The organism is Chelativorans sp. M5D2P16 (genome assembly GCF_034427935.1).
In the GTDB taxonomy this organism is placed as follows: domain Bacteria; phylum Pseudomonadota; class Alphaproteobacteria; order Rhizobiales; family Rhizobiaceae; genus Chelativorans.
This window is the reverse complement of sequence record NZ_JAXQNM010000008.1, coordinates 386,272-406,014: the sequence shown is the minus strand read 5'-3', so window position 1 is coordinate 406,014 and position 19,743 is coordinate 386,272. Positions and strand designations below refer to the sequence as shown.

Below are 19,743 nucleotides of genomic sequence, written 5' to 3'. Positions count from 1 at the left end.
GTAACCGATGCCGTCAGATGCCAGGCGTGGAGCCGCCGTCCACGATTATGGTCGCGCCGTGGACATATGCCGCCTCGCTGGACGCCAGAAAGCAGACCATGCGGGCGATGTCGTCCGGCTCGCCGAAACTTGCAATCTCCAGCGACTGGCGCAGCCTTTCCTGCGCCTCCTCCAGGCCGATTCCCTCGCGCTCGGCCACAGCCGCAATGCGCTTGCGCAAACGGTCCGTCACGATATGTCCGGGGCAGACGACATTGACGCGCGGACGCCCGTCGCGCGCCCGCTTGGCAAGGGCCTTGGAAAAATTGATGATGGCCGAATTGACCGGGCCGCCGATGGTGAAGGCAGGCTCCGGCGTTTGCGCGCCGACGCCGGAGATGTTGATGATGGCACCGCCGCTTTTTTCCAGATGCGGCCAGGCGCTGCGGCAGCTGCGCACCATCCCGTGGTACTTCAGCGCGAAGCCTGAAAGGTGGTCCTCGTCGGAGAGCTCGAGAAAATCGCCGCGCTTGGTGTCCCCGGCATTGTTGACGAGCACGTCGAGGCAGCCGAACAGGCCGACCGTTCTTTTGACCATCTCCTGCGGCGCGGCGGGCTGGGCGAGGTCGACGGCTATTGCAAGGCTCTCGGGCGTGCCTGCCCTTTCCGTTTCGCTTGCCACTTCCTCCAGTGCCACTCGGTCCCTGGCGGCGAGTGCCACGCGGTAACCTGCCGCAGCAAAACCCAGCGCGATGGCCCTGCCGAGGCCGCGGCTGGCGCCGGTGATCAGTGCCACCCGGCTGCTGTGCTTGTCCATGATGCCGATTTTCCCGTCCCCTGGCGCGCCGGCGGCGCCGTTCCGAACCGTATCAGCATACTCTCATACAATCATGTTGACTGTCAATAATATCTCGGGCTAGACGTAACATGCCGGGCCGGCTCCACGCCGGACAGCGTCGACCGGCAAATGCCAGCCAGGAGGAGCCGAAGAGTGCATGTAACGCAAGAGATGGCGGACTATGTCGTCGGCAGCCGGTTCAAGGACCTGCCGGAGGATGTTGTCGCGGAGGCGCGGCGGGCGATCGTGAATATCGTCGGCTGCGCGATGGGCGGTGCGCCGGAGGACGGGGCCGATATTGCCATCGCCACTTTCTCTCCGTTCTTCGGCAAGCCGACGGCCGCCATTATCGGCCGACGGGAGAAGGCGGACCCTCTTCACGCCGCACTCATCAACGGCATCACCTCGCATTTCCACGACTATGACGACACGACGCCGAAGAACTACATCCACGCCAGTTCTCCGGTCGCCTCCGCGCTCTTTGCCTATGCGAGCGCCAATCCCGTCTCGGGACGGGATTTCCTGCACGCCTTCATCCTCGGCTTCGAGGTGACCTCGCGCGTCGGCAATGCGACCTATCCGGCCCACTACGATGCGGGATGGCACAGCACCGGCACGTGCGGCGTCTTCGGCGCCGCCGCTGCCATCGGCAAGCTCATCGGGCTGGATTCCGAGCAGATGGTCCATGCGATCGGGCTCGCCGCCACGCAGGCGGCGGGTCTACGCGAAATGTTTGGCTCCATGGGCAAGCCCTTCCACCCCGGCCGGGCGGCGCAGAATGGCTATGGGGCCGCCCTTCTCGCGCAGAATGGCTTCACCTCCGGCATCTATCCGCTCGAAGGTCCGCGCGGTTTCGCCACGGTGCAATCGGCCGACCATGATCTCTCTAAGCTGACGGACGGCCTCGGCCGCGACTTCGATCTCAGGGAGAACACCTACAAGCCGTTTCCCTGCGGCATCGTCAATCACCCGGCCATCGACGCGGCCATCCAACTTAACCGGGAGCACGGCCTTGCGCCGGGTTCGGTCAAGGCGGTGAGGCTGCGCGTAGCGCCGCTCGTCATGGATCTTTGCGGCAAGCGCGACATCACAAAGGGGCTGCAAGGCAAGTTTTCGGTCGTCCACGGCACGGCGGTCGGTCTCGTGCGCGGCAAGGCGGGCCTGCAGGAATATACCGATGAGGCCGTCAACGACCCGGAGATCCGCCGCGTTCGCGAGAGCGCGGTAGCCGAGGGGGATACAGCCATCTCGGAGGACGGAGTCGCCATGACAGTGGAGCTCCAGGATGGCCGTGTACTCACCAAGACGCTTACCCATTCGCTCGGCAATCTGGCGCGCCCCCTTTCCAACGCCCAGCTCGAGGAGAAATTTCGCGACCAGGCGCGCCGTCTCCTTTCCGCAGGGGGTGTCGAGCGCCTGCTTGGGCAGTGCTGGACAATCGGGGAACTGCCGAACATCGGCACTCTAGTCGATGCGTCGGTGCCGGAGGAAGCCTGACGCCGAGCCCGAGGAGACCGGCTCGCACAGGTGGCGTAGCGCCGAGATGTGCATTATGAAGAGGCCGGACGCCAAGAAGCTGATTTTGCCATGGATGACCAGAACCTGCAGATTACAAGCCAGCCGACGACGCTGCGGCGCATGGTGGAGGACCGGTTGCGCACCGCAATTCTCCGCGGCCGCTTCCAACCCGGCCAGAGACTCGTCGAGCGGGAACTGTGCGAGCTGATCGGCGTCAGCCGCACCTCCATACGCGAGGCGTTGCGCCAGCTCGAAGCCGAAGGGATCGTCGACACGGTTTCGCAACGCGGCCCCGTCGTTGCGGTCATCGACATGGAAGAGGCCCGACAGCTCTATGCAGTGAGGGCGCTGCTTGAAGGCTATGCCGGAAAGGAGTTCGCACGCAACGCGACGGACGCGGAGGTCGAGGAACTCAGCGAGGCGGTCGACGCCATCAAAGCCGATATCGGCAAGGACGATATCGGTCCGAACATGATCGGCGCCAAGTCACGCTTCTATGCGGTCCTGATGCGCGGCAGCCGCAATATCTTCATCGAGAAGCTGCTCACAATCCTGCACAACCGGATCATGCTCTTGCGGCTCACAACCATGAACCAGCCGGGCCGCGTCCATGAGAGTCTCGCCGAGATCGGGGAGATCCGCGACGCGATCGCTGCACGTGACCCCGAGCGCGCCGAGCGCGCCTGCATCAGGCATATCGAGTCCGCCAGCATCGTCGCGATGCGCGTATTGCAAAAGCAGGAAGAGCAAAAGCACAGCTAGCGTGTGCGTTCCGCCGATATGCAGCGGGACGCATCCGATGCGGGGGACTGGAGGACGAAATCGGCCTATGGCGTCTAACCGGACCGCGGGACCGCCGCGGCACGAGGGGGTGCGTGCGTGCGCACGGGCTTGCAAGGAAGCAGGCGGACGCCGGCGGCCTTGTCGCACCGTAGCGGGTGCGGCCTGACATGCCGGACCTGGCGCTGTTTATCCTCGCCGGACTTATCGGCGGCGCCGTCAACGCGCTGGCAGGCGGTGCCAAGCTTTTCATCTTCCCTCTGCTCATAGCCTCGGGCCTGCCGCCGGTGGTTGCCAATGCTACGAGTACGGTCGCCCTCTGGCCGGCACAGCTTCCAGCCGCCTGGCTTTACCGGCACATTTTCGCCGGACGTGCGGTAGCCTTCCTGCGCCGCCTCGCCCCGGCCCTCGCCGGCGCGCTGATGGGCTCGTTTGCGCTAATTCTATCTCCGGAGGATGCATTTCTCGCGGTGGTGCCGTTTCTGCTGGTTTTGGCGGTGGTGGCAATCGCGCTCGGAAATCGCCTGGCGCTGCTGGTGAACCGCCTGGTGGTGGGCCGCAGTCACGGCCTGCTGACGATGCTTCTGATGTTTCTCACCGGCTTCTATGGAGGCTATTTCGCCGCCGGGCTCGGCTTCTTCCTCATAACGATCCTGACCATGGGGGGCATGACGTCGATCCGCAACGCCAATGCGGAGAAGAATCTGAGCGCCTTCTTCATTAACACGACGACCATCATTCCCTATTTCCTGTCAGGGCTTGTCGATCTGCAGGCGGCCCTGAGCGTGCTTGCCGGGGGGCTGGTGGGCGGCTATTGCGGCGGGTGGCTGAGCAAGTACCTGCCTGAAACACCGATGCGCATCCTCGTGGCCACACTCGGCCTCATCCTCACGCTCTCCTTCTTGTTCTGAGGTAAAATCGGCGGTCGACGGAATGCAGGCTGGCCGGGCGCGGCAGCGCGCCCGGCCAGGGGTGGCGGCGACTACTCGCTCTTTTCCTGCTGCTCCAGGGTCGCGAGGATGGCCTGATAGGTCTCACGCTCCTTCCGGATCACCTCGCGCGCCTCGGCGAGACCGCGGAAGGTCATGTCCATGAAGCGCGTCTCCCCGACATTCTGGGCCTGCTCGCCATTGACGGCCGGCTCGAAAGCGGCGGAAATCTTCTCCAGCACTTCTTCGGGCGTGCCCGCCGGCGCATGCAGCGAGATATGGCTGGTCACGCCGAAGGGAAAGCCCATTTCGCCCATGGAGATCAGATCCGGAGCGACCTTCAGCCGGCCGTGAGAAGCCGCGAACAGGGCTTTCGCGTCGCCGGCATTGACGAGTGGAGCCCAGGAACCTCCGGAGAAGGAGACGTCGACATCCCCCGACAACACGGCCTGGACGGCGCCGCTCCCGCCGCTGACGGGCAGCGGCAGCAGTTCTATTCCCCGTTCCTTGGCGATGTACTGCATCAGCAGGCGGTCGATGGCCAGCTGGCTGGCATAAGTCATCGGCCGGTTCTCTTCCTTGACGCGCTCGACCAACTCATCAAGTGTGCCGAAAGGCACGTCCTTGTTGGCAAAGACGGCGTTCTGAAACTCGCCCAGAATGGCGACATGCCCGAAGTCGTCGATGTCATAGGCCGTGCGTTCCACGAGCGGCGCCAGAGTGATGGAGGTCGAGTTCGTGGCGAGCAGCGTGTAGCCGTCCGGATCCCGGCTCATTACCTGCGTCGCCGCCACTCCGCCACCGGCGCCGCCTACATTCTGCACGAGGATGTTTTGACCGAGCTCGCGGCTAAGAATCTCGGTCATGGCGCGGATGGCGGAGTCCGTGCCGCCTCCGGCAGGATAGGCGACAACGATGGTAATATCGTCTTGGGGCCATTCCTGTGCCGCGGCCGGCGCCGTCCACGATGAAACGAGCGCGAGCGCGCCCGCACCCGCCATTGCTGCCGCGGCAAAGAGGCTCGTTCGTCTTGTCATTCCCGGCATCGAGCAGTCCTCCCTTTAAAGATTTCTGACTGTTTTCTTCAGCCGGTATCCGGCTGGCTCCTTCCCATCGAGCGCAAACCTTTCACCGTGAAGCGCCAGATGGAAAAAACGGACAGCAGCAGGAAGGCGATCGCGATCGGGTGGTCGAGCAGGATCGCCGCGTTGCCGCCGGAAAGAATAAGCGACTGCCGGATCGTCAACTCGGCCATCGGGCCGAGCACGTAGCCGACGACGAAGGTGACGAAGGAGAAGTCCAGCTTCTTCATGAAATATCCGAAGAAGCCGAATACCAGCATCAGATAGACGCCGAACATGCCGCCGCCTTCCATATAGGCGCCGACGATGCACAGGAAGATAATAACGGGGTAGATGACGGTCTCGCGTATCCGGATGATCATCCGGAACAGATACTGGCCGGAGAGCCCGACGAAGAGCAGCGCGACGGCGGCCATGATCATGCCGATATAGATCGAGAAGACGATGTCGCCGTTCTCGCGGAAGAGGAACGGGCCGGGCGTCAGCCCGTGCATCATGAAGGCGCCCATGAGAAGCGCCGTCGACAGGCTCCCCGGAACGCCGATCGCAAAGACGGGAATGAGGGCTGCAGGAACCGTTGCGTTGTCCGCCGCCTCGGAGGCGGCGAGGCCCTCCGGCGCACCACGGCCGAAGCGCTCCGGATTGGGCGAGCCGTTGCGCACCCAGGTATAGGACAGGAAGGACGCGAGCGTGGCACCAAGGCCCGGCAGAAGGCCGATGCCGGTACCCACCAGAGAACCGCGCATCATGGCGTTGGAAACACGCTTCAGCTCAGGCCGCGACATTTTCGAGCCGGCGGCCCGCTCGGTGTCCAGCCGCGCCCGCGGCACGGCATGGGACCCGCGCCAACCATTATCGATCTGGATGAGGATTTCCGAAAGCGCCAGCGTGCCGATCGCCACCGCCAGAAGCGGAACCCCGTCATAGAGCTCGACCATGCCGAATGTGAGCCGGGGCAGGCCGGTTTCCGAGTCGATACCCGGCGCGGAAAGGAGCAGGCCCAGAAAACCGGCGATCAGCGCCTTGAAGAAAGACTCGCCGGAAACGGCCGCGATGAAGGTGATGGAGAATATCAGGATCGATGCCAGCTCGATCGGCCCGAGCCCGATGGCGAAGCGGGCCATCGGCTGGGCGAGCGCGATCAGTATGAGCGTGGCAAAGATGTCGCCTGCGACCGAGGCATAAACGGCTATGTTCAACGCCTTCTTGGCCTCTCCCTTGCGGCTCATCGGATAGCCGTCATAGGTGGTGACCACGGAAGAGGGCTCGCCCGGCACGTTGAGCAGGATGGCCGACACGGCCGAGCCGGCTGCACCCCCCTTGTTGATGCCGATCAGGAATGAGAGCGCCATGGCCGGCGACATGGCGAAGGTGAAGGGAATCGCCACGGCGATCGCCGTCGTCCGGTTCATCCCCGGCAGTGCGCCCACGAGATAACCCAGCAGCACGCCCAACAGCACATAGGCAAAAACGAGTGGTGTGAGCGTCTCGGAGATGGCAACGGTGATGTTGTCGATCATGGCGGCTCACTCAGGGAAGCGGTGTGCGCAACACGTGGATTGCGAGGAAGTAGACGGCCGCCACCGGCAGGGTCGAGGTCGCGAGGATGCGCAGGAGATTGCGCTCGCCAAGAAAGACCATGAACCCGGCGATCAGCAGCGGGCCTCCGACGATGATGTTGAGCAGATCGATGATGATCACGCCGGTCACAACCAATGCCATGGAGGATGCGAACATCAGAAGATTCCAGCGGGTGATCGGGACCGGCCGCGGCTCGACCCCGCTACGCATGCGGTAGGCCGCATGGAGCGCCAGTCCGGCCGCACAGACCACCATGCCTGTCGACAGAAGCATCGGAAAGAAGGTCGGCGGCAGGCCGAAATGCATCCCTTCCTCGGTGGCCATCGGAATGACCAGGAAGATGAGAAGAGATCCAAAGAGAACAATTCCGACCCCGCATAACAGGTCGACTTTATGCATGCCCACGGCTCCTCCCGGCCCGTTCCCGCATGATCCATCCCCTCCCGGATGGCCTGCCGGTTGTCCCGGCAATTTGAATAACCCTAACCATGCATCGTTGTCTGTCAATGTGTAAATCATACAATAATACGCCGATATCGGCTTCGCCGCGGAGGCGCGATTGGATAAGCTGCCGGAAGCCCTGGGCGCCACGGCCTGCATCGGTAGAGGCAGAGCCTGTTCCACCGCCAGTTCTGGGGAGTGGGAGCAGTGGGGGACGCCGCAGTTCGCGAACGTACGGAAAGTCATCATCGACCTGGAAGGATAACTGCGGCGGAGACCGGTCGGAAGACGGGCCAGCCATATAACCTGCACCAACTGGAGAGGTATCCGGCACGATGCCATTGGAGATTTGCCAGCGAGTCTCACCCGCTTTACGTCAAAAAGATCCGTCCGATATGAATGTAAGACAAACTCTATTATGCTGGACAGACCTATGCCTGTGGGGAATAATCGGCAAATCCGTACCGGAACTTCGTAGCACAACGATAACCGTTCAGCATCTGCCCGACGTCAAGGACAAAGAAAGGCCTAACCGAGAGTATGACTGGAGTGAAAGCTTCCGATCAGGAATTTCTCGTCCCCCGGCCCGCCGCGACGCTGCGTCATGGCGTGACGGAAAGCATACGCCAAGCAATCGCGGCTGGGCGGTTCAGGCCCGGGGAAAGAATGCCCGAACGGGATCTCTGTCAGCTGACCGGCGTCAGCAGGACCCTGGTGCGCGAAGCCCTGCGCCAGCTCGAATCGGAAGGCCTGATCGAGGTGATCGCGCATAAGGGACCGGTTGTCTCCCGCATCACCGCAGCTCAAGCAATCGGCGTATATCAGGTGCGCGAAGTGCTGGAGGGCCTCGCCGCTCAGCTCTTCGCGGAACACGCGTCGGATGAGGATCGGCAGGCGCTGCATGGAGCTTTCGAAGAGGTAAAGCAGGCGGATGCCACTGCCAAGCGAATCGCCATGAAGAACAGATTCTATGAATGTCTCATTGCGGGCACCGGAAACGATGCGCTCGGTAAGACCCTGTACCTCCTGAATGCGCGCACCATGCTGCTGCGTGCGCAGTCCCTCCAGGCGCCGAACCGATGGAACCAGAGCCTGAAGGAGTTGGAAGCTCTGGTTGCGGCGCTCGACCAGCGCGACCCGGAAAAAGCACGCTCACTTGCCGTCAACCATGTGCGCCGGGCCGCAGCTGCGGCCATGCACACCTTTTCGATGGATACCCGCGAGAGCAAGCAGCAGGGATCGGCAGCCTGACCGGCCCCGGCCCCCTCACGGGTTGTCCTTGCCTACGGCGTCGTCCTGCGCGAATCTATGAGTGCGACAGGATTGTATTATTGTAATATCACTGCTATTCTTAGGCCGTGGTCGCGGCCCCGGTGTGGGCCGCAGATAGGTACAAAATCCGCCTTCCTGCGGCCCAAACCGGCCGGCGATCTCCCGCCTGCCCCCGCTATCGCGCGTTCACCGGTCGGTGCCGAAGTGAGGCGAGTGGCGGTTATTGCGCAATCTGGAGGAAACTGTGAGCGAGACATTCGGATTTATCGGCCTGGGCAATATGGGCGCCCCGATGGCCCAAAACATTCTGAGGGCCGGCTTTCCCCTCGTCGTTCACGACGCGCGGGAAAGCGCAGTGGAGAGTTTCGTGAAGCAGGGCGCCGGGTCCGCTGCTTCGCCGTCCGAGCTTGCTTCCACCGTCGAGACCATTTTCCTTTCCCTCCCAACCCCGCCGATCGTCGAAGCGGTGGCGCTCGGCGAGAACGGCATCGCATGGGGAAGCAAGGTCAAGCGCGTAGTGGACCTGTCGACCACCGGTCCGTATATGGCCGCAAGCCTGGCCGAACGGCTAAAAGAGCGCGGCGTCCGCTGGATAGACTCGCCCATCAGCGGCGGTGTCGCGGGTGCGAAGGCGGGGAGCGTAGCGGTGATGTTCTCCGGTCAGCGCGAAGATTTCACCGACCTGACATCCGTGCTCGAGGCCATCGGCAAGCCGTTCTACGTCAGCGACAAGCCCGGCCTCGCCCAGACGATGAAGCTCGTCAACAACATGCTCTCGGCTGCCGCCATGGTGCTCAGTTCCGAAGCCATCGTCATGGGGGCGAAGGCCGGCCTTGATCCGAAGATCATGGTCGATGTCATCAATGCCGGCAGCGGGCGCAACACGGCCACCATGCAGAAATTTCCGAATTCCATCCTGCCGCGCACCTTCGACTACGGCTTCGCGACAGGGCTCATGCACAAGGATGTGCAGCTCTTCATGCAGGAGGCGGAGCGCATGGGTCTCTCGCTGGAGGCCTGCAGGACCGTGCTCGACGCGTGGCAGAAGGCAGTCGACACGCTCGGCCCGGACTCCGATTTCACCAGGATCGTTACCCTGGAGGAGAAAAAATACGGGGTCGAGATCCGGGACCGCTCGGCTGAAAGCGGCTGAGTACATTACCGTAATACAATCATATTGACTTCATTCGGGGCGCATGATGAAGTTCGCCGGAAGCATTTGGCGCCGGAGGAATGCGCCGCGACAAGCTGCCATTGATGCTGATTGTGCCTGATAAGAGCGCGTTCCTCCCCCTCTGGGCTCAACGCAGATGGCACTGCCCGATGCACTTGCGGCGGCCGTCCCGTGGGGCTGGCAATGGGATAAGGTGGCGCGTTTTGCCGAGCAGGCAAATGGCCTGATCGGACAGATAACGAGGGAGAGAAGTATGGAAATCATACCCTGTGGCTCCAGACCATCACGGCGCGGCCCTGCGAGCGCCTTCACCGGCACCGTCTGGCAAGATCCGGTCATAGACGCGCCCAAGCCGGCATTGTTGAAATCGAATGTAGTCACTTTCGAGCCCGGGGCACGCACGGCGTGGCACTCGCATCCGATGGGCCAGACGCTCTTCGTGACGGCCGGCACCGGGCGAATCCAGGCTTGGGAAGGCCCGATCCGCGAGGTCAAGGCAGGCGACGTGGTCTGGATCCCGCCGGGCGAAAAGCACTGGCACGGCGCAGCCCCGGACAACATGATGACGCACATCTCCATGCAGGAGGGCCATGACGGGAACGTGGTCGAATGGCTGGAGCACGTCACCGACGAGCAATATGCCGGCGACTGAGGAGCCCCGGCTGCGACATGCCGGGTGTCCGCCCGTTCCAGGTTCTTTAGCAAGTAGCGGGTGGTCGCGCAGCCAGGGAAACACCGCGAGGCGCGCATATGAGGCGAATAGCGCGTAAGGAGGAGCAATGAAAAGCTTTCCCGACGAAGGCTGGATGGAGGACTTCAAGGAGGCTGTGGCCCGGGATCCGGAGCTTGCCGTTACGGGTAAGTGGTTCGACGTGGATATGGGCCTTACCTTTGGCGAGCGGCGCTACGTGTTGCGGGTGCGCAAGGGCAGGATCGAGGAAATCATCCCCTCCCCCCGCTTCGACGTGCGTACGCATTTCCAGATCAGGGGACCGGCGGATCTTTGGGAACGCTTTCTCTCAGAAACGCCGCCCCCGCTCTACCACGACATCTTCGCCATGATCATGCGGGTGCCGGAGTTTGTGCTGGAAGGCGACACGCTGGTCGCCATGCAGAACGCACGGGCGCTGCACAGGATGATGGGCTTGATGCGCAGCGTGGGGAAGCAATATGCCTGAGGTCGAGCCCATCACCGGCCGCTACATGAAGGTGTCGATCAAGGCAAAGGAGCATCGCATCTTCGTGGAGGAGGCGGGCCAGGGAATTCCGCTGATCTGCCTGCACACCGCCGGCGCCGACAGCCGGCAATACCGCCACTTGATGAACGATGGTGAGGTGACGAACCGTTTCCGCGTCATCTGCTTCGACATGCCGTGGCACGGCCGCTCCGATCCGCCGGCAGGATGGTGGCTGCAAGCTTACGAATTGACGACCGAGGACTATCTGGCTGCGATCGAGGCCGTCTGGCGGGCGCTCGGTGTCGAGCGTCCGGTTTTCATGGGCTGTTCCATGGGCGGGGCGATCGTTCTGAGGATCGCAAGCGACTTCCAGAACGAGATCCGCGGCGTCGTCGGGCTGGAAAGCGCGGCCTACGCCCCCGGACGCTACAACGAATTTCTCCATCATCCGGCCGTCCACGGAGGCGAACTGGTGGCGACCTACACATGGGGCCTGAACGCGCCTCACAGCCCGGAAGCGGGCAAGCGAGACAATTGGTGGTACTACGCCCAGTCGGGACCCGGGGTCTATCGTGGCGACGTCATGTTCTACAGTTTCGATTTCGACGCGCGCGAGCACATCAGGGGAATCGACACGTCCAAGTGCAAGGTGAGCCTGCTTACCGGCAGCTATGACTATTCCTGCACGCCTGCGATGACCGAGGCGGTCGTCAAGGAAATCCCCGGGTGCCGCTACACCGAGATGGAGAATATCGGGCATTTCCCGATGATCGAGAATTATGAGCTTTTCCGCACATATCTGATGCCGGAGCTCGACTTCATGGCAGCCGACTGACAGCCGAACGCACCTGACGGAGGAAACATCATGTCGCCTGAGCCGTATGAGGTCTTCGCCATTCGCTATGCGCACAACCCCGCAGCGCGATCGGCCCACAATTTCGTCGGCGGAGACCCGCATGACGTGCCGATGCCGCTCGATTACTTCGTCTGGGCGATCCGGGGCAACGGCCGCACCTTCATCGTCGATACGGGCTTCGACGAGGCGATGGCCAAGAAGCGTCAGCGGGATTTCCTGCGTTCCCCTGGCGAGGGCCTGAAGGCCATCGGTATCGATCCCGATTCGATCCAGGACGTGATCCTCACGCACATGCATTACGATCATTGCGGCAATTACGACCTCTTCCCGAATGCGAAATACCATCTGCAGGACATTGAAATGGCCTACTGCACCGGCCGATGTATGTGCCATACGGCGCTGAAGGCGCCGTTCGAGGAGGAGGATGTCGTCGCCATGGTCCGGAAGGTCTTTGCCGGCCGCGTCAAATTCCATGACGGCGCAGCGGAGCTTGCTCCGGGCATTTCGGTTCATCACGTCGGCGGCCACAGCAAGGGGCTACAGGTCGTGCGAGTGTGGACCCGCCGCGGCTGGCTCGTCGTCGCGTCGGACGCCAGCCATTTCTACGCAAATATGGAGCAGGGCCGCGCGTTTCCCATCATGCACAGCCTGGCCGACACGCTTGAAGGCTATGAACGGCTGTGGGATCTGGCGAACGACCGGTCGAACGTGATCCCGGGACACGATCCGATCATCCTCGACCGCTATCCCGCCCCCTCTCAGGGGCTTGAAGGCGTGGTGGTGCGGCTCGACGCCGACCCGAAATCTTAGACCGGTTCATCGTTTCATTGAAACGCTGATCCGGCCTATCTATTTGTTTCGCCGCATTTATGCGACGCTAGATGATTCCATCTGGCTGCAAAATACTTTAAGCAGGAAGCACGGCACATCTGGAGGTGCCGTACCTCGCCCCAACTGCCGATAGGCTTCCCTACAGGCCGAGATAGGCCTCGCGGACCTTCGGATTCTGTTGCAGGGCCCGAGACGTGTCGCTCAGCACGACCCGGCCGGACTCAAGCACGTAGCCGCGCGACGCCACGGACAGCGCGAGCGCGGTGTTCTGCTCCACCAGCAGGATGGACGTGCCGCTCTCGTGAATTTTCACCAGCGCGTCGTGCACCTGGTCGACGACGATGGGTGCAAGGCCGTGGCTCGGTTCGTCCAGGATGAGCATTCGCATGCCGAGCATCATCGCGCGACCGAGCGCGACCATCTGCTGCTCGCCGCCGGAAAGCGTGCCGGCCCGCTGGTTCCGCCTTTCCTTGAGACGTGGGAAGAGCGCGAAGCATTCCTCCAGTCGCCGCGCATGCCCAGGGTCGCGCCGCACCGGGTACGCTCCGAGCATCAGGTTCTCCTCCACCGTCATGTCCGGGAAGAGATGGCGACCCTCGGGAACGTGGGCGATGCCGAGCTTCGGCACTTCATAGGGTTGAAGCCGCATGAGGTCAGCCCCGCCAAAAACGATCCTGCCGCGCGACCGCGGAACCAGACGCGAGATGGAGCGCAGGAGCGTGCTCTTGCCCGCCGTATTGGCCCCGATAACGCAGACGAACTCCCCTTCCCTCACCTCCAGCGAGACCCCGTGCAGCACCTCACCGTCATAGCCGGCGTAAAGATCCTCTATGGAAAGCAGCGGCTCGCCCGGCACGTGCTCGACCTCCCTCATGCGTATTCCCTGCCCAGATAGGCGCGAACGACTTCCTGGTTTCGCGAGATCTCCTGCGGCGAACCCTCGGCGATTTTCCTGCCGAAATTCAAGACCACGATGCGCTCGCACAGCGACATGATGGCGTGCATGTGGTGCTCCACCACGATCACGGTCAGGCCGTCCTCCCGCAGCGAGCGGATGAGTACCATGATCTCCTCCATCTCGACGCGGTTAAGCGCGGCCATCACCTCGTCCAGCAAGAGGACCTTCGGGCGCGTGGCCAGGCCGCGCGCCACCTCCACCCGGGCGCGTTCGGGAAAGGAAAGATCGCTCGCCGCCTTCTCCGCCACGTCGGCAAGCCCGACCCGCTCCAGGCAGGTTCGCGCGGTCGCGCGGGCATCGGCAACGCTCTCGCGCAGGAGAGCCCCGATCAGCACGTTGTCGAGCACGGAGGTTTCCGCGAAGAGCGCGACATTCTGAAACGTCTTCGTCATGCCGCGCTTTGCGATGCGATGCGGCCTGAGGCCGGTGACATCCTTACCCTCCAGCCGAACTGCTCCGGCTGTGGGCTTGTGCAGGCCGACAAGCGTGTTGAAAAGCGTGGACTTGCCCGCTCCGTTCGGCCCGATGAGCCCGACGATTTCGCCTTTCGAAACATCGAAGGACAGGTCCTCCAGCGCCTGCAGCCCGCCGAAGCGCTTGCTGATTCCGCGGATCTCGAGGAGCGGTCCGTTCATGCCCCGTCTCCTCTCCTGAAGCGTGCCACCCCATCCCTGATCAGCACGAGAATGCCGCGCGGCTGGACCAGGATCACGGCGATCAGCACGAGACCGAAGGCAAGTTGGGACAGGCCCGCCATCTGCGAGGACAGGTAGCTGTTGGCGAGTTCCTCTACCGGGATGATGAAGAAGGCGCCGACAATCGGCCCCAGAACAGTGCCCGCGCCGCCGAGGATCGTCACGATCGCCGCACGGATGGAGACCGGCACGATACCGAATACGGCATCCGGATCGAAGAAATAGTTGAACTGCGCGTAAAGCGTGCCGAGGATCGCCGTCAGGGCGGCCGAGATCACTGCGGCGACGATCTTCACCCGCGTCGTGTCGACGCCGATGACTTCGGCCGCCTCGACATTCTCCTTCACCGCCCGCAGTCGGTAGCCGAGCGCGCTGTGGCGGATGACGAGAAAGACGCAGGAGATCAGCACAAGCGCCCCGAGAATGATGTAGTAGTAGGGCAAGGTGCTCCTGAACTGGAGGAGCGCGAAGCTGTCCTCCATCGCGAACGGGACCGAGAGTCCGACGGGACCGCCCGTTACGCCCGACCAGGAGATCGCGATGATCCGCAACACCTCGCTGAAGGCAAGGGTGGCAAGCGCGAAATAGTGCCCACGCAAGCGCATGGTCGGGAAACTGAGCAGATAGGCGGCCACGGCAGCGATAGCGGCCCCGGCCAGCATGCCGAGCCACGGCGAGACGCTGAAATGGATGAGCAGCAGCGTGGAGGTGTAGGCACCGAGGCCGAAAAAGGCCGCATGGCCGAGCGAGATCTGGTTGGCAAGCCCGCCGACGATGTTCCAGGCCTGGCCCAGTGCCGCGAACAGCAGTGCCAGTGTCAGCACCCGGATGGCGTAGCCGAGCGGGTCGAGAAAGAGTGGCAGGGCGGCAGCCAAGGCCACTGCCGCCACACCGGCGATCCACCACCTCATCGGGCACCCCCGAGAAGGCCGTTCGGACGCAGCGCCAGCATGGTAATGAAGACGATGAAGAGCACCAGGTTCTGGAGCTGGATCGGGAAGAACAGGGTCGAGACCGACTGGATGACACCGACCGCCAACCCGCCCACGACCGCTCCCGCCACGCTGCCGAGCCCGCCCAGCACAACCACCGTGAACATCAGCACCACGAATTGCTGGCCAACCGTCGGATGCACGGTGAAGTAAGGTAGGATCACCGCGCCGCCGAAGGCCGTAAGCCCTACACCGAGACCGAAAGCGATCTGGCGCATCCGGTCGGCATTGATGCCCATCAGGTGAGCGGCCATCGGATCCTGGGCGGTCGCCCGCATGGCGCGGCCATACCAGGTCCCGTTGGTGAAGAGCCAGAGCGCGACACCGCACAGGAGAGACATCAGAAATGCCGCAAGATAAGGTACGCTGATGAAAAGCGGCCCCAGTCGCAGCGCCGTCGTCTGATATGCCGTCGAAACGGAGCGGAAATCAGAACCGAAGGCGATAAGGGCAAGATTCTCTATAACGATCAGAAGGCCGACCGTCACGAAGATCTGGGCGAGCGGTGGTGCGTTGAGCACGCGCTGTATGAGGGTCCGCTGCACCAGAATGCCCAGGCCGAAGATCAGCGCAAACGAAAGAAGCGACCCTATGAGAGGATCGAGCCCGAGGAACTTCCAGGCGAAATAGGCGATGAACATGCCGAGCATAAGGAACTCGGCCTGGGCAAAATTGATGATGCCCATCACGCCGAAGACGAGGGTGAGGCCTATGGAGATGACGGCATAGACGCCGCCGATCATCAGCCCGTCGATTACAGCTTGCACGAAGGTCACCGAAACACTCCGAGGACGACGCCATTCGATTGTCGTATGAAACCGCTCCCGCACCAGGCGCACGGGAGCTGATTGCGGCGGCCGGTCTGGATCAAGCGCCGGTCCAGACGGCTTCGCCCCTGGCCAGATCTTCCGGCCAGACCGTGACGAGATCCTCGCCGCGCCATTGCACCATCAAGGGACGCGCCAGCGTGTTGAGCCCCGTCTCGTCGAAGTCGACCGCATCGTTGGGCATGGCCGCACACCATCCCCCCTCGAAGCGCGTGTTTGAAAGCGCCTCGCGCACGGCCTCCGGATCGGCCTCGCCCGCGATCTCGAGCGCCTTGGCCAGAACGTCGAGGCAGACGGCATGCTCCAGCGCCTCATGCACCATGAAGTATCCGTAGCGCTCCCTGAAAACGTCGGTGAGCTCTGGTGCCTGGTCGTAATTGCCCGGCGCGATCGACATCACGCCGTCGGCGAACTCTCCGAGCGCCTCCTTGAAATCGGGGATGACATAGCCGCCGGCGCCGCCGATCACCGGAAGCGTGATGTTCTGTTGGCGCATGGAGCGGATGATCTGCAGCCCGTCATTCAGATAGGAGCACGGGAAAACGGCCTGCGCATCGGTGGCGCGCAGCTGGTTGATGAGCGGGGTGACGTCGGTGATGCCGAGCGGATAGGCCTCGTCCATCACCACCTCGATGCCGAGCTTCGCCGCCGTGTCGCGCAGGCCGGCCGCCTGCGAGGTCCCGTAGGCGGTGTCCTCGTACATGATGGCGATGCTCTGCAGTTCCTGCCCCGCACCGCCGGCGATCTGCGCCGTACCTTCGAGCTGCGCCGCGCCCAGCGTGGAGGCCTTGTTGATGGCCTGGAAGACGTAACGGAAGCCGCGCCCGGTGATCTGGTCGGAGAAGGACATGGTCATGAGAGGAATGCGCCGTCGCTCTGTCACCTCCGAGAGGGCGAGCGTCAACGACGAGGCATAGGCACCAAGGATCGCCACCACGTTGTGCTGTGTGATCATGCGCTGCCCGACGGTGGCGGCGGTCGTCGGCGTCGAGGTCGAGTCGGCCACGATGAGGTTGATCTTCGCGCCGTCAAGCGCCTTGATGCCGCCGTTTGTGTTGATCTGCTCGGCGACCATCTCGATACCGTTGCGCGAATTGACGCCGAACTGCGCATTGGCGCCGGACAGCGGGACCACGACACCCACATTGACGCTGTCCTGCGCCCACGCCAGCCGCGAAATGTAGGGCGTGGCGAGCGCCGCCGCGGCCGCCGCCAAAACTGTGCGGCGATTGGGCCGGAGGTCGGCCAGCCGCTCCCACACAGCGGGCGCAAGTTTTGACTCGTTCCTGTCGGACTTCATGATTTTCCTCCCTTTGTTCGCCCGAAGTTTCCTCCGCACACCGGGCGCAGTCAAGAATAGTCATACAATCATACGCTAGACGATTTTGGTGATTTCTGCCACCCTAACGAACTCACTCATCGTGAAGGACAGGAAAAGCATGGAACGCTACGGTCACTTCATCGCCGGCGCATTTTCAGATCCGGCCTCCGGCGACTGGTTCGACACCGTCAACCCCTATACCGGTCAGCCCTGGGCACAGATCGCCCGCGGTTCGAAGCAGGACATCGACCGGGCGGTTTCGGCGGCGCGCGAAGCGTTCGAGGTCTGGAGCGCGCTGAAGCCGTCGGCCCGGGGCAAGATACTCTGCCGGCTGGCCCACCTGATCGAGGAGAAGGCCGAGCATCTCGCCAAGATCGAGGTGCGTGACAACGGCAAGCTCTATGCCGAGATGCTGTCGCAAACCCGCTATCTGGCCGAATGGTACCGCTACTATGGCGGCCTTGCCGACAAAATAGAGGGAGCCGTCATCCCGTCGGACAAAGCAGGCATCTTCAACTTCACCCGCTACGAGCCGCTCGGCGTGGTCGGTATGATCACCCCGTGGAACTCGCCGCTGCTTCTGCTTTCCTGGAAGCTGGCCGCAGCGCTTGCCGCGGGCAACACCGCGGTAGTCAAGCCGTCCGAATTCACATCCGCTTCCACCCTCGAATTCATGTCGCTCTTCGAGAAGGCCGGCTTTCCGGCCGGCGTCGTCAACACGGTGACCGGCTTCGGCACGGAGGTCGGGGCGGCACTGGTCGACCATCCGGGCGTCGCGAAGATCGCCTTCACCGGCTCCGACATCGGCGGACAGAAGGTCTATGAAGCGGCGGCCCGGCAGATCAAGCACGTCTCGCTGGAACTCGGCGGAAAGTCGCCCAACATCGTCTTCGAAGACGCGGACATGGAGGCGGCGGTGATGGGTGCCATCTCCGGCATCTTTGCCGCGACCGGGCAGACCTGCATCGCAGGTTCGCGCCTGCTCCTGCAGCGTTCGATCCACGACCGGTTCATGGAACGCCTGCTCGAGGTGGCACGGGCGGCCAAGACCGGCGACCCGATGCTGCCCGACACCAATGTCGGCCCGGTCACCACGCCGGCCCAGTTCAAAAAGGTGCTCGACTACATCGCCATCGCGCGCGAGGAAGGCGCGCGCTGCGTGCTCGGCGGCAAGCCCGTAGCCGATGCACCCGGCGGACAATTCGTAGAGCCGACGATCTTCACCGGCGTGACGAACAGGATGCGTATTGCCCAGGAGGAGGTATTCGGCCCGGTGCTGGCGGTGATCCCCTTCGAGGACGACGAGGATGCCGTCCGCATCGCCAACGATATCCAGTTCGGCCTCGCCGCCGGCGTCTGGACCAGGGACATGGCGAGGGCGCTCAAGATGTCGGAGCGGCTGCGGGCGGGCACGATATGGATCAACACCTACCGAGCCGTCAGCTACACCTCGCCCTTCGGCGGCTACAAGCGCAGCGGAATCGGGCGCGAAAGCGGTCTGGAGGCCGTCAGGGAATATCTTCAAGTGAAGTCCGTCTGGATCGCCACGGAGACGTCCGTCGCCAATCCATTCATCATCCGGTGAGCCCGTATGGCGCGGCGGATCTGTCGCCGTGCTGTGCGCCACTATCATGTGTCCGCGGCGCATCAAGCCAGTTGCGCTTTCAAAATATGATTGTATTATCGTAGTACTTTTTAGCAGCGGCCCCGTGCCGTTGAACAGTGTTGGGGAGGAGCTATGGGTCGCCTTCAGGGGAGGGCTGCGTTCGTAACGGGCGCTGCCGGTGGCATCGGTCTAGCGATTGCGCTTGCCATGGCCCGCGAGGATGCCCGGGTCGGAATGGCCGACATCAATGCTGAGCTCCTGGGCAAGGCAATCGACGGAGCGAAAGGCCTCGACCTCCACCCCTATCAATGCGACGTGGCGGNCCGCCACGCCATCGATACGCATGCGGAAGCATCCGGCGGGCTCGACATTCTGGTCAACAATGCGGTCAGTTTTCACTACGCGCCGCTGGCCGAATTCCCGGAGGACATTGCTTCCCAAATGCTCGATGTCGGCGTCAAGGGCGTCTACTGGTGCTTTCAAGCGGCCACGCCGCATCTGATCCGCCGCGGCGGGGGCAGCATCATCAATTTGTCCTCCATCGCGGTGTCCATGGCGTTCCCGAACGCCGCCGTCTACACCTCGATCAAAGGCGCGGTCGATGCCCTCACACGCCAACAGGCGGCCGAATTGGGCCCGCACGGGATTCGCGTCAACGCCCTCGCGCCCGGCTCGGTGCCGACCCCGGGCGCCAATTCCGTCATCGACGCGAGCGGCTGGGAAAGCCGTGCTGGAAAATCCGTGTTGAAGCGCCTGCCCACTGCTGAGGAGATCGCGGACTCTGCCGTGTTCCTGGCTTCGGACGAGGCGAAGAACATCACCGGGATCACGCTGAAGATCGATTCCGGCATGACGATCGCCGGCCCCTGAGGCAGTGACCGGCCG

The 19,743-nt window shown here is 63.0% G+C and carries 20 protein-coding genes; 11 read left to right on the top strand and 9 right to left on the bottom strand.

What is annotated here, in order from left to right:
* Positions 1-13: 13 nt before the first annotated feature.
* Positions 14-796, bottom strand: a complete 783-nt coding sequence (locus tag SIN08_RS04865) for an SDR family oxidoreductase (protein WP_322450451.1) — start codon at positions 794-796, stop codon at positions 14-16.
* A 174-nt stretch (positions 797-970) separates the two neighbouring features.
* Here SIN08_RS04865 and SIN08_RS04860 point away from each other — a divergent pair, with 174 nt between their 5' ends.
* The 3 genes from SIN08_RS04860 (at position 971) to SIN08_RS04850 (ending at position 4,026) form a co-directional block, all read left to right on the top strand.
* Positions 971-2,314, top strand: coding sequence for an MmgE/PrpD family protein (locus SIN08_RS04860; RefSeq protein ID WP_322450450.1), 1,344 nt, complete (start codon positions 971-973; stop codon positions 2,312-2,314).
* 90 nt (positions 2,315-2,404) lie between these two features.
* Positions 2,405-3,097 (top strand): GntR family transcriptional regulator, encoded by a 693-nt coding sequence (locus SIN08_RS04855; protein WP_322450449.1) that lies wholly within the window; start codon positions 2,405-2,407, stop codon positions 3,095-3,097.
* A 188-nt stretch (positions 3,098-3,285) separates the two neighbouring features.
* Positions 3,286-4,026 (top strand): sulfite exporter TauE/SafE family protein, encoded by a 741-nt coding sequence (locus SIN08_RS04850; RefSeq protein WP_322450448.1) that lies wholly within the window; start codon positions 3,286-3,288, stop codon positions 4,024-4,026.
* A gap of 71 nt (positions 4,027-4,097) precedes the next feature.
* Here SIN08_RS04850 and SIN08_RS04845 read toward each other — a convergent pair whose 3' ends face one another.
* Genes SIN08_RS04845 through SIN08_RS04835 form a run of 3 tightly spaced genes read right to left on the bottom strand, consistent with a single transcriptional unit; the run spans position 4,098 to position 7,106 of the window.
* Positions 4,098-5,090, bottom strand: a complete 993-nt coding sequence (locus SIN08_RS04845) for a tripartite tricarboxylate transporter substrate binding protein (protein ID WP_322450447.1) — start codon at positions 5,088-5,090, stop codon at positions 4,098-4,100.
* A gap of 38 nt (positions 5,091-5,128) precedes the next feature.
* The gene (locus tag SIN08_RS04840) at positions 5,129-6,646 is read right to left on the bottom strand and encodes a tripartite tricarboxylate transporter permease (RefSeq protein WP_322450446.1); all 1,518 of its coding nucleotides are present in this window, start codon (positions 6,644-6,646) and stop codon (positions 5,129-5,131) included.
* 10 nt (positions 6,647-6,656) lie between these two features.
* Entirely contained in the window at positions 6,657-7,106 is a 450-nt protein-coding gene (locus tag SIN08_RS04835; protein WP_322450445.1) for a tripartite tricarboxylate transporter TctB family protein, read from the bottom strand.
* Between the two features lie 582 nt (positions 7,107-7,688).
* Here SIN08_RS04835 and SIN08_RS04830 point away from each other — a divergent pair.
* The 6 genes from SIN08_RS04830 (at position 7,689) to SIN08_RS04805 (ending at position 12,438) form a co-directional block, all read left to right on the top strand.
* Entirely contained in the window at positions 7,689-8,399 is a 711-nt protein-coding gene (locus SIN08_RS04830) for a GntR family transcriptional regulator (protein WP_322450444.1), read from the top strand.
* 265 nt (positions 8,400-8,664) lie between these two features.
* Entirely contained in the window at positions 8,665-9,573 is a 909-nt protein-coding gene (locus SIN08_RS04825; protein ID WP_322450443.1) for an NAD(P)-dependent oxidoreductase, read from the top strand.
* A gap of 274 nt (positions 9,574-9,847) precedes the next feature.
* Positions 9,848-10,246: a cupin domain-containing protein gene (locus SIN08_RS04820; protein WP_322450442.1), complete on the top strand. Its 399-nt coding sequence runs from the start codon at positions 9,848-9,850 to the stop codon at positions 10,244-10,246.
* Between the two features lie 127 nt (positions 10,247-10,373).
* On the top strand, positions 10,374-10,772 hold the full coding sequence (locus SIN08_RS04815) for a hypothetical protein (RefSeq protein WP_322450441.1): 399 nt from the start codon (positions 10,374-10,376) through the stop codon (positions 10,770-10,772).
* Positions 10,765-11,607, top strand: coding sequence for an alpha/beta hydrolase (locus tag SIN08_RS04810; RefSeq protein WP_322450440.1), 843 nt, complete (start codon positions 10,765-10,767; stop codon positions 11,605-11,607). The genes SIN08_RS04815 and SIN08_RS04810 overlap by 8 nt, the downstream gene beginning before the upstream one ends.
* 30 nt (positions 11,608-11,637) lie before the next feature.
* A complete protein-coding gene (locus SIN08_RS04805) occupies positions 11,638-12,438 on the top strand; it encodes an N-acyl homoserine lactonase family protein (RefSeq protein ID WP_322450439.1) in 801 nt (266 codons plus the stop codon).
* Positions 12,439-12,598: 160 nt separating this feature from the next.
* Here the strand turns inward: SIN08_RS04805 and SIN08_RS04800 are convergent, their stop codons facing one another.
* The 5 genes from SIN08_RS04800 to SIN08_RS04780 form a co-directional block, all read right to left on the bottom strand.
* Positions 12,599-13,300 (bottom strand): ABC transporter ATP-binding protein, encoded by a 702-nt coding sequence (locus SIN08_RS04800; protein WP_322450527.1) that lies wholly within the window; start codon positions 13,298-13,300, stop codon positions 12,599-12,601.
* Between the two features lie 29 nt (positions 13,301-13,329).
* The gene (locus tag SIN08_RS04795) at positions 13,330-14,052 is read right to left on the bottom strand and encodes an ABC transporter ATP-binding protein (protein ID WP_322450438.1); all 723 of its coding nucleotides are present in this window, start codon (positions 14,050-14,052) and stop codon (positions 13,330-13,332) included.
* Positions 14,049-15,023 (bottom strand): branched-chain amino acid ABC transporter permease, encoded by a 975-nt coding sequence (locus SIN08_RS04790; RefSeq protein WP_322450437.1) that lies wholly within the window; start codon positions 15,021-15,023, stop codon positions 14,049-14,051. The genes SIN08_RS04795 and SIN08_RS04790 overlap by 4 nt, the downstream gene beginning before the upstream one ends.
* Positions 15,020-15,880 (bottom strand): branched-chain amino acid ABC transporter permease, encoded by an 861-nt coding sequence (locus tag SIN08_RS04785; protein ID WP_322450436.1) that lies wholly within the window; start codon positions 15,878-15,880, stop codon positions 15,020-15,022. The genes SIN08_RS04790 and SIN08_RS04785 overlap by 4 nt, the downstream gene beginning before the upstream one ends.
* A gap of 91 nt (positions 15,881-15,971) precedes the next feature.
* Positions 15,972-17,231 carry an ABC transporter substrate-binding protein gene (locus SIN08_RS04780; protein WP_322450435.1) on the bottom strand — a complete coding sequence of 420 codons (1,260 nt, stop codon included), beginning with the start codon at positions 17,229-17,231 and terminating at the stop codon, positions 15,972-15,974.
* Between the two features lie 139 nt (positions 17,232-17,370).
* On the opposite strand from SIN08_RS04780, the gene SIN08_RS04775 reads away from it, so the two are divergent.
* Together SIN08_RS04775 and SIN08_RS04770 are read left to right on the top strand one after the other, a co-directional pair.
* Positions 17,371-18,837: an aldehyde dehydrogenase gene (locus SIN08_RS04775; protein WP_322450434.1), complete on the top strand. Its 1,467-nt coding sequence runs from the start codon at positions 17,371-17,373 to the stop codon at positions 18,835-18,837.
* 153 nt (positions 18,838-18,990) lie between these two features.
* Entirely contained in the window at positions 18,991-19,728 is a 738-nt protein-coding gene (locus SIN08_RS04770) for an SDR family oxidoreductase (protein WP_322450433.1), read from the top strand.
* The last annotated feature ends 15 nt before the right edge of the window (positions 19,729-19,743 follow it).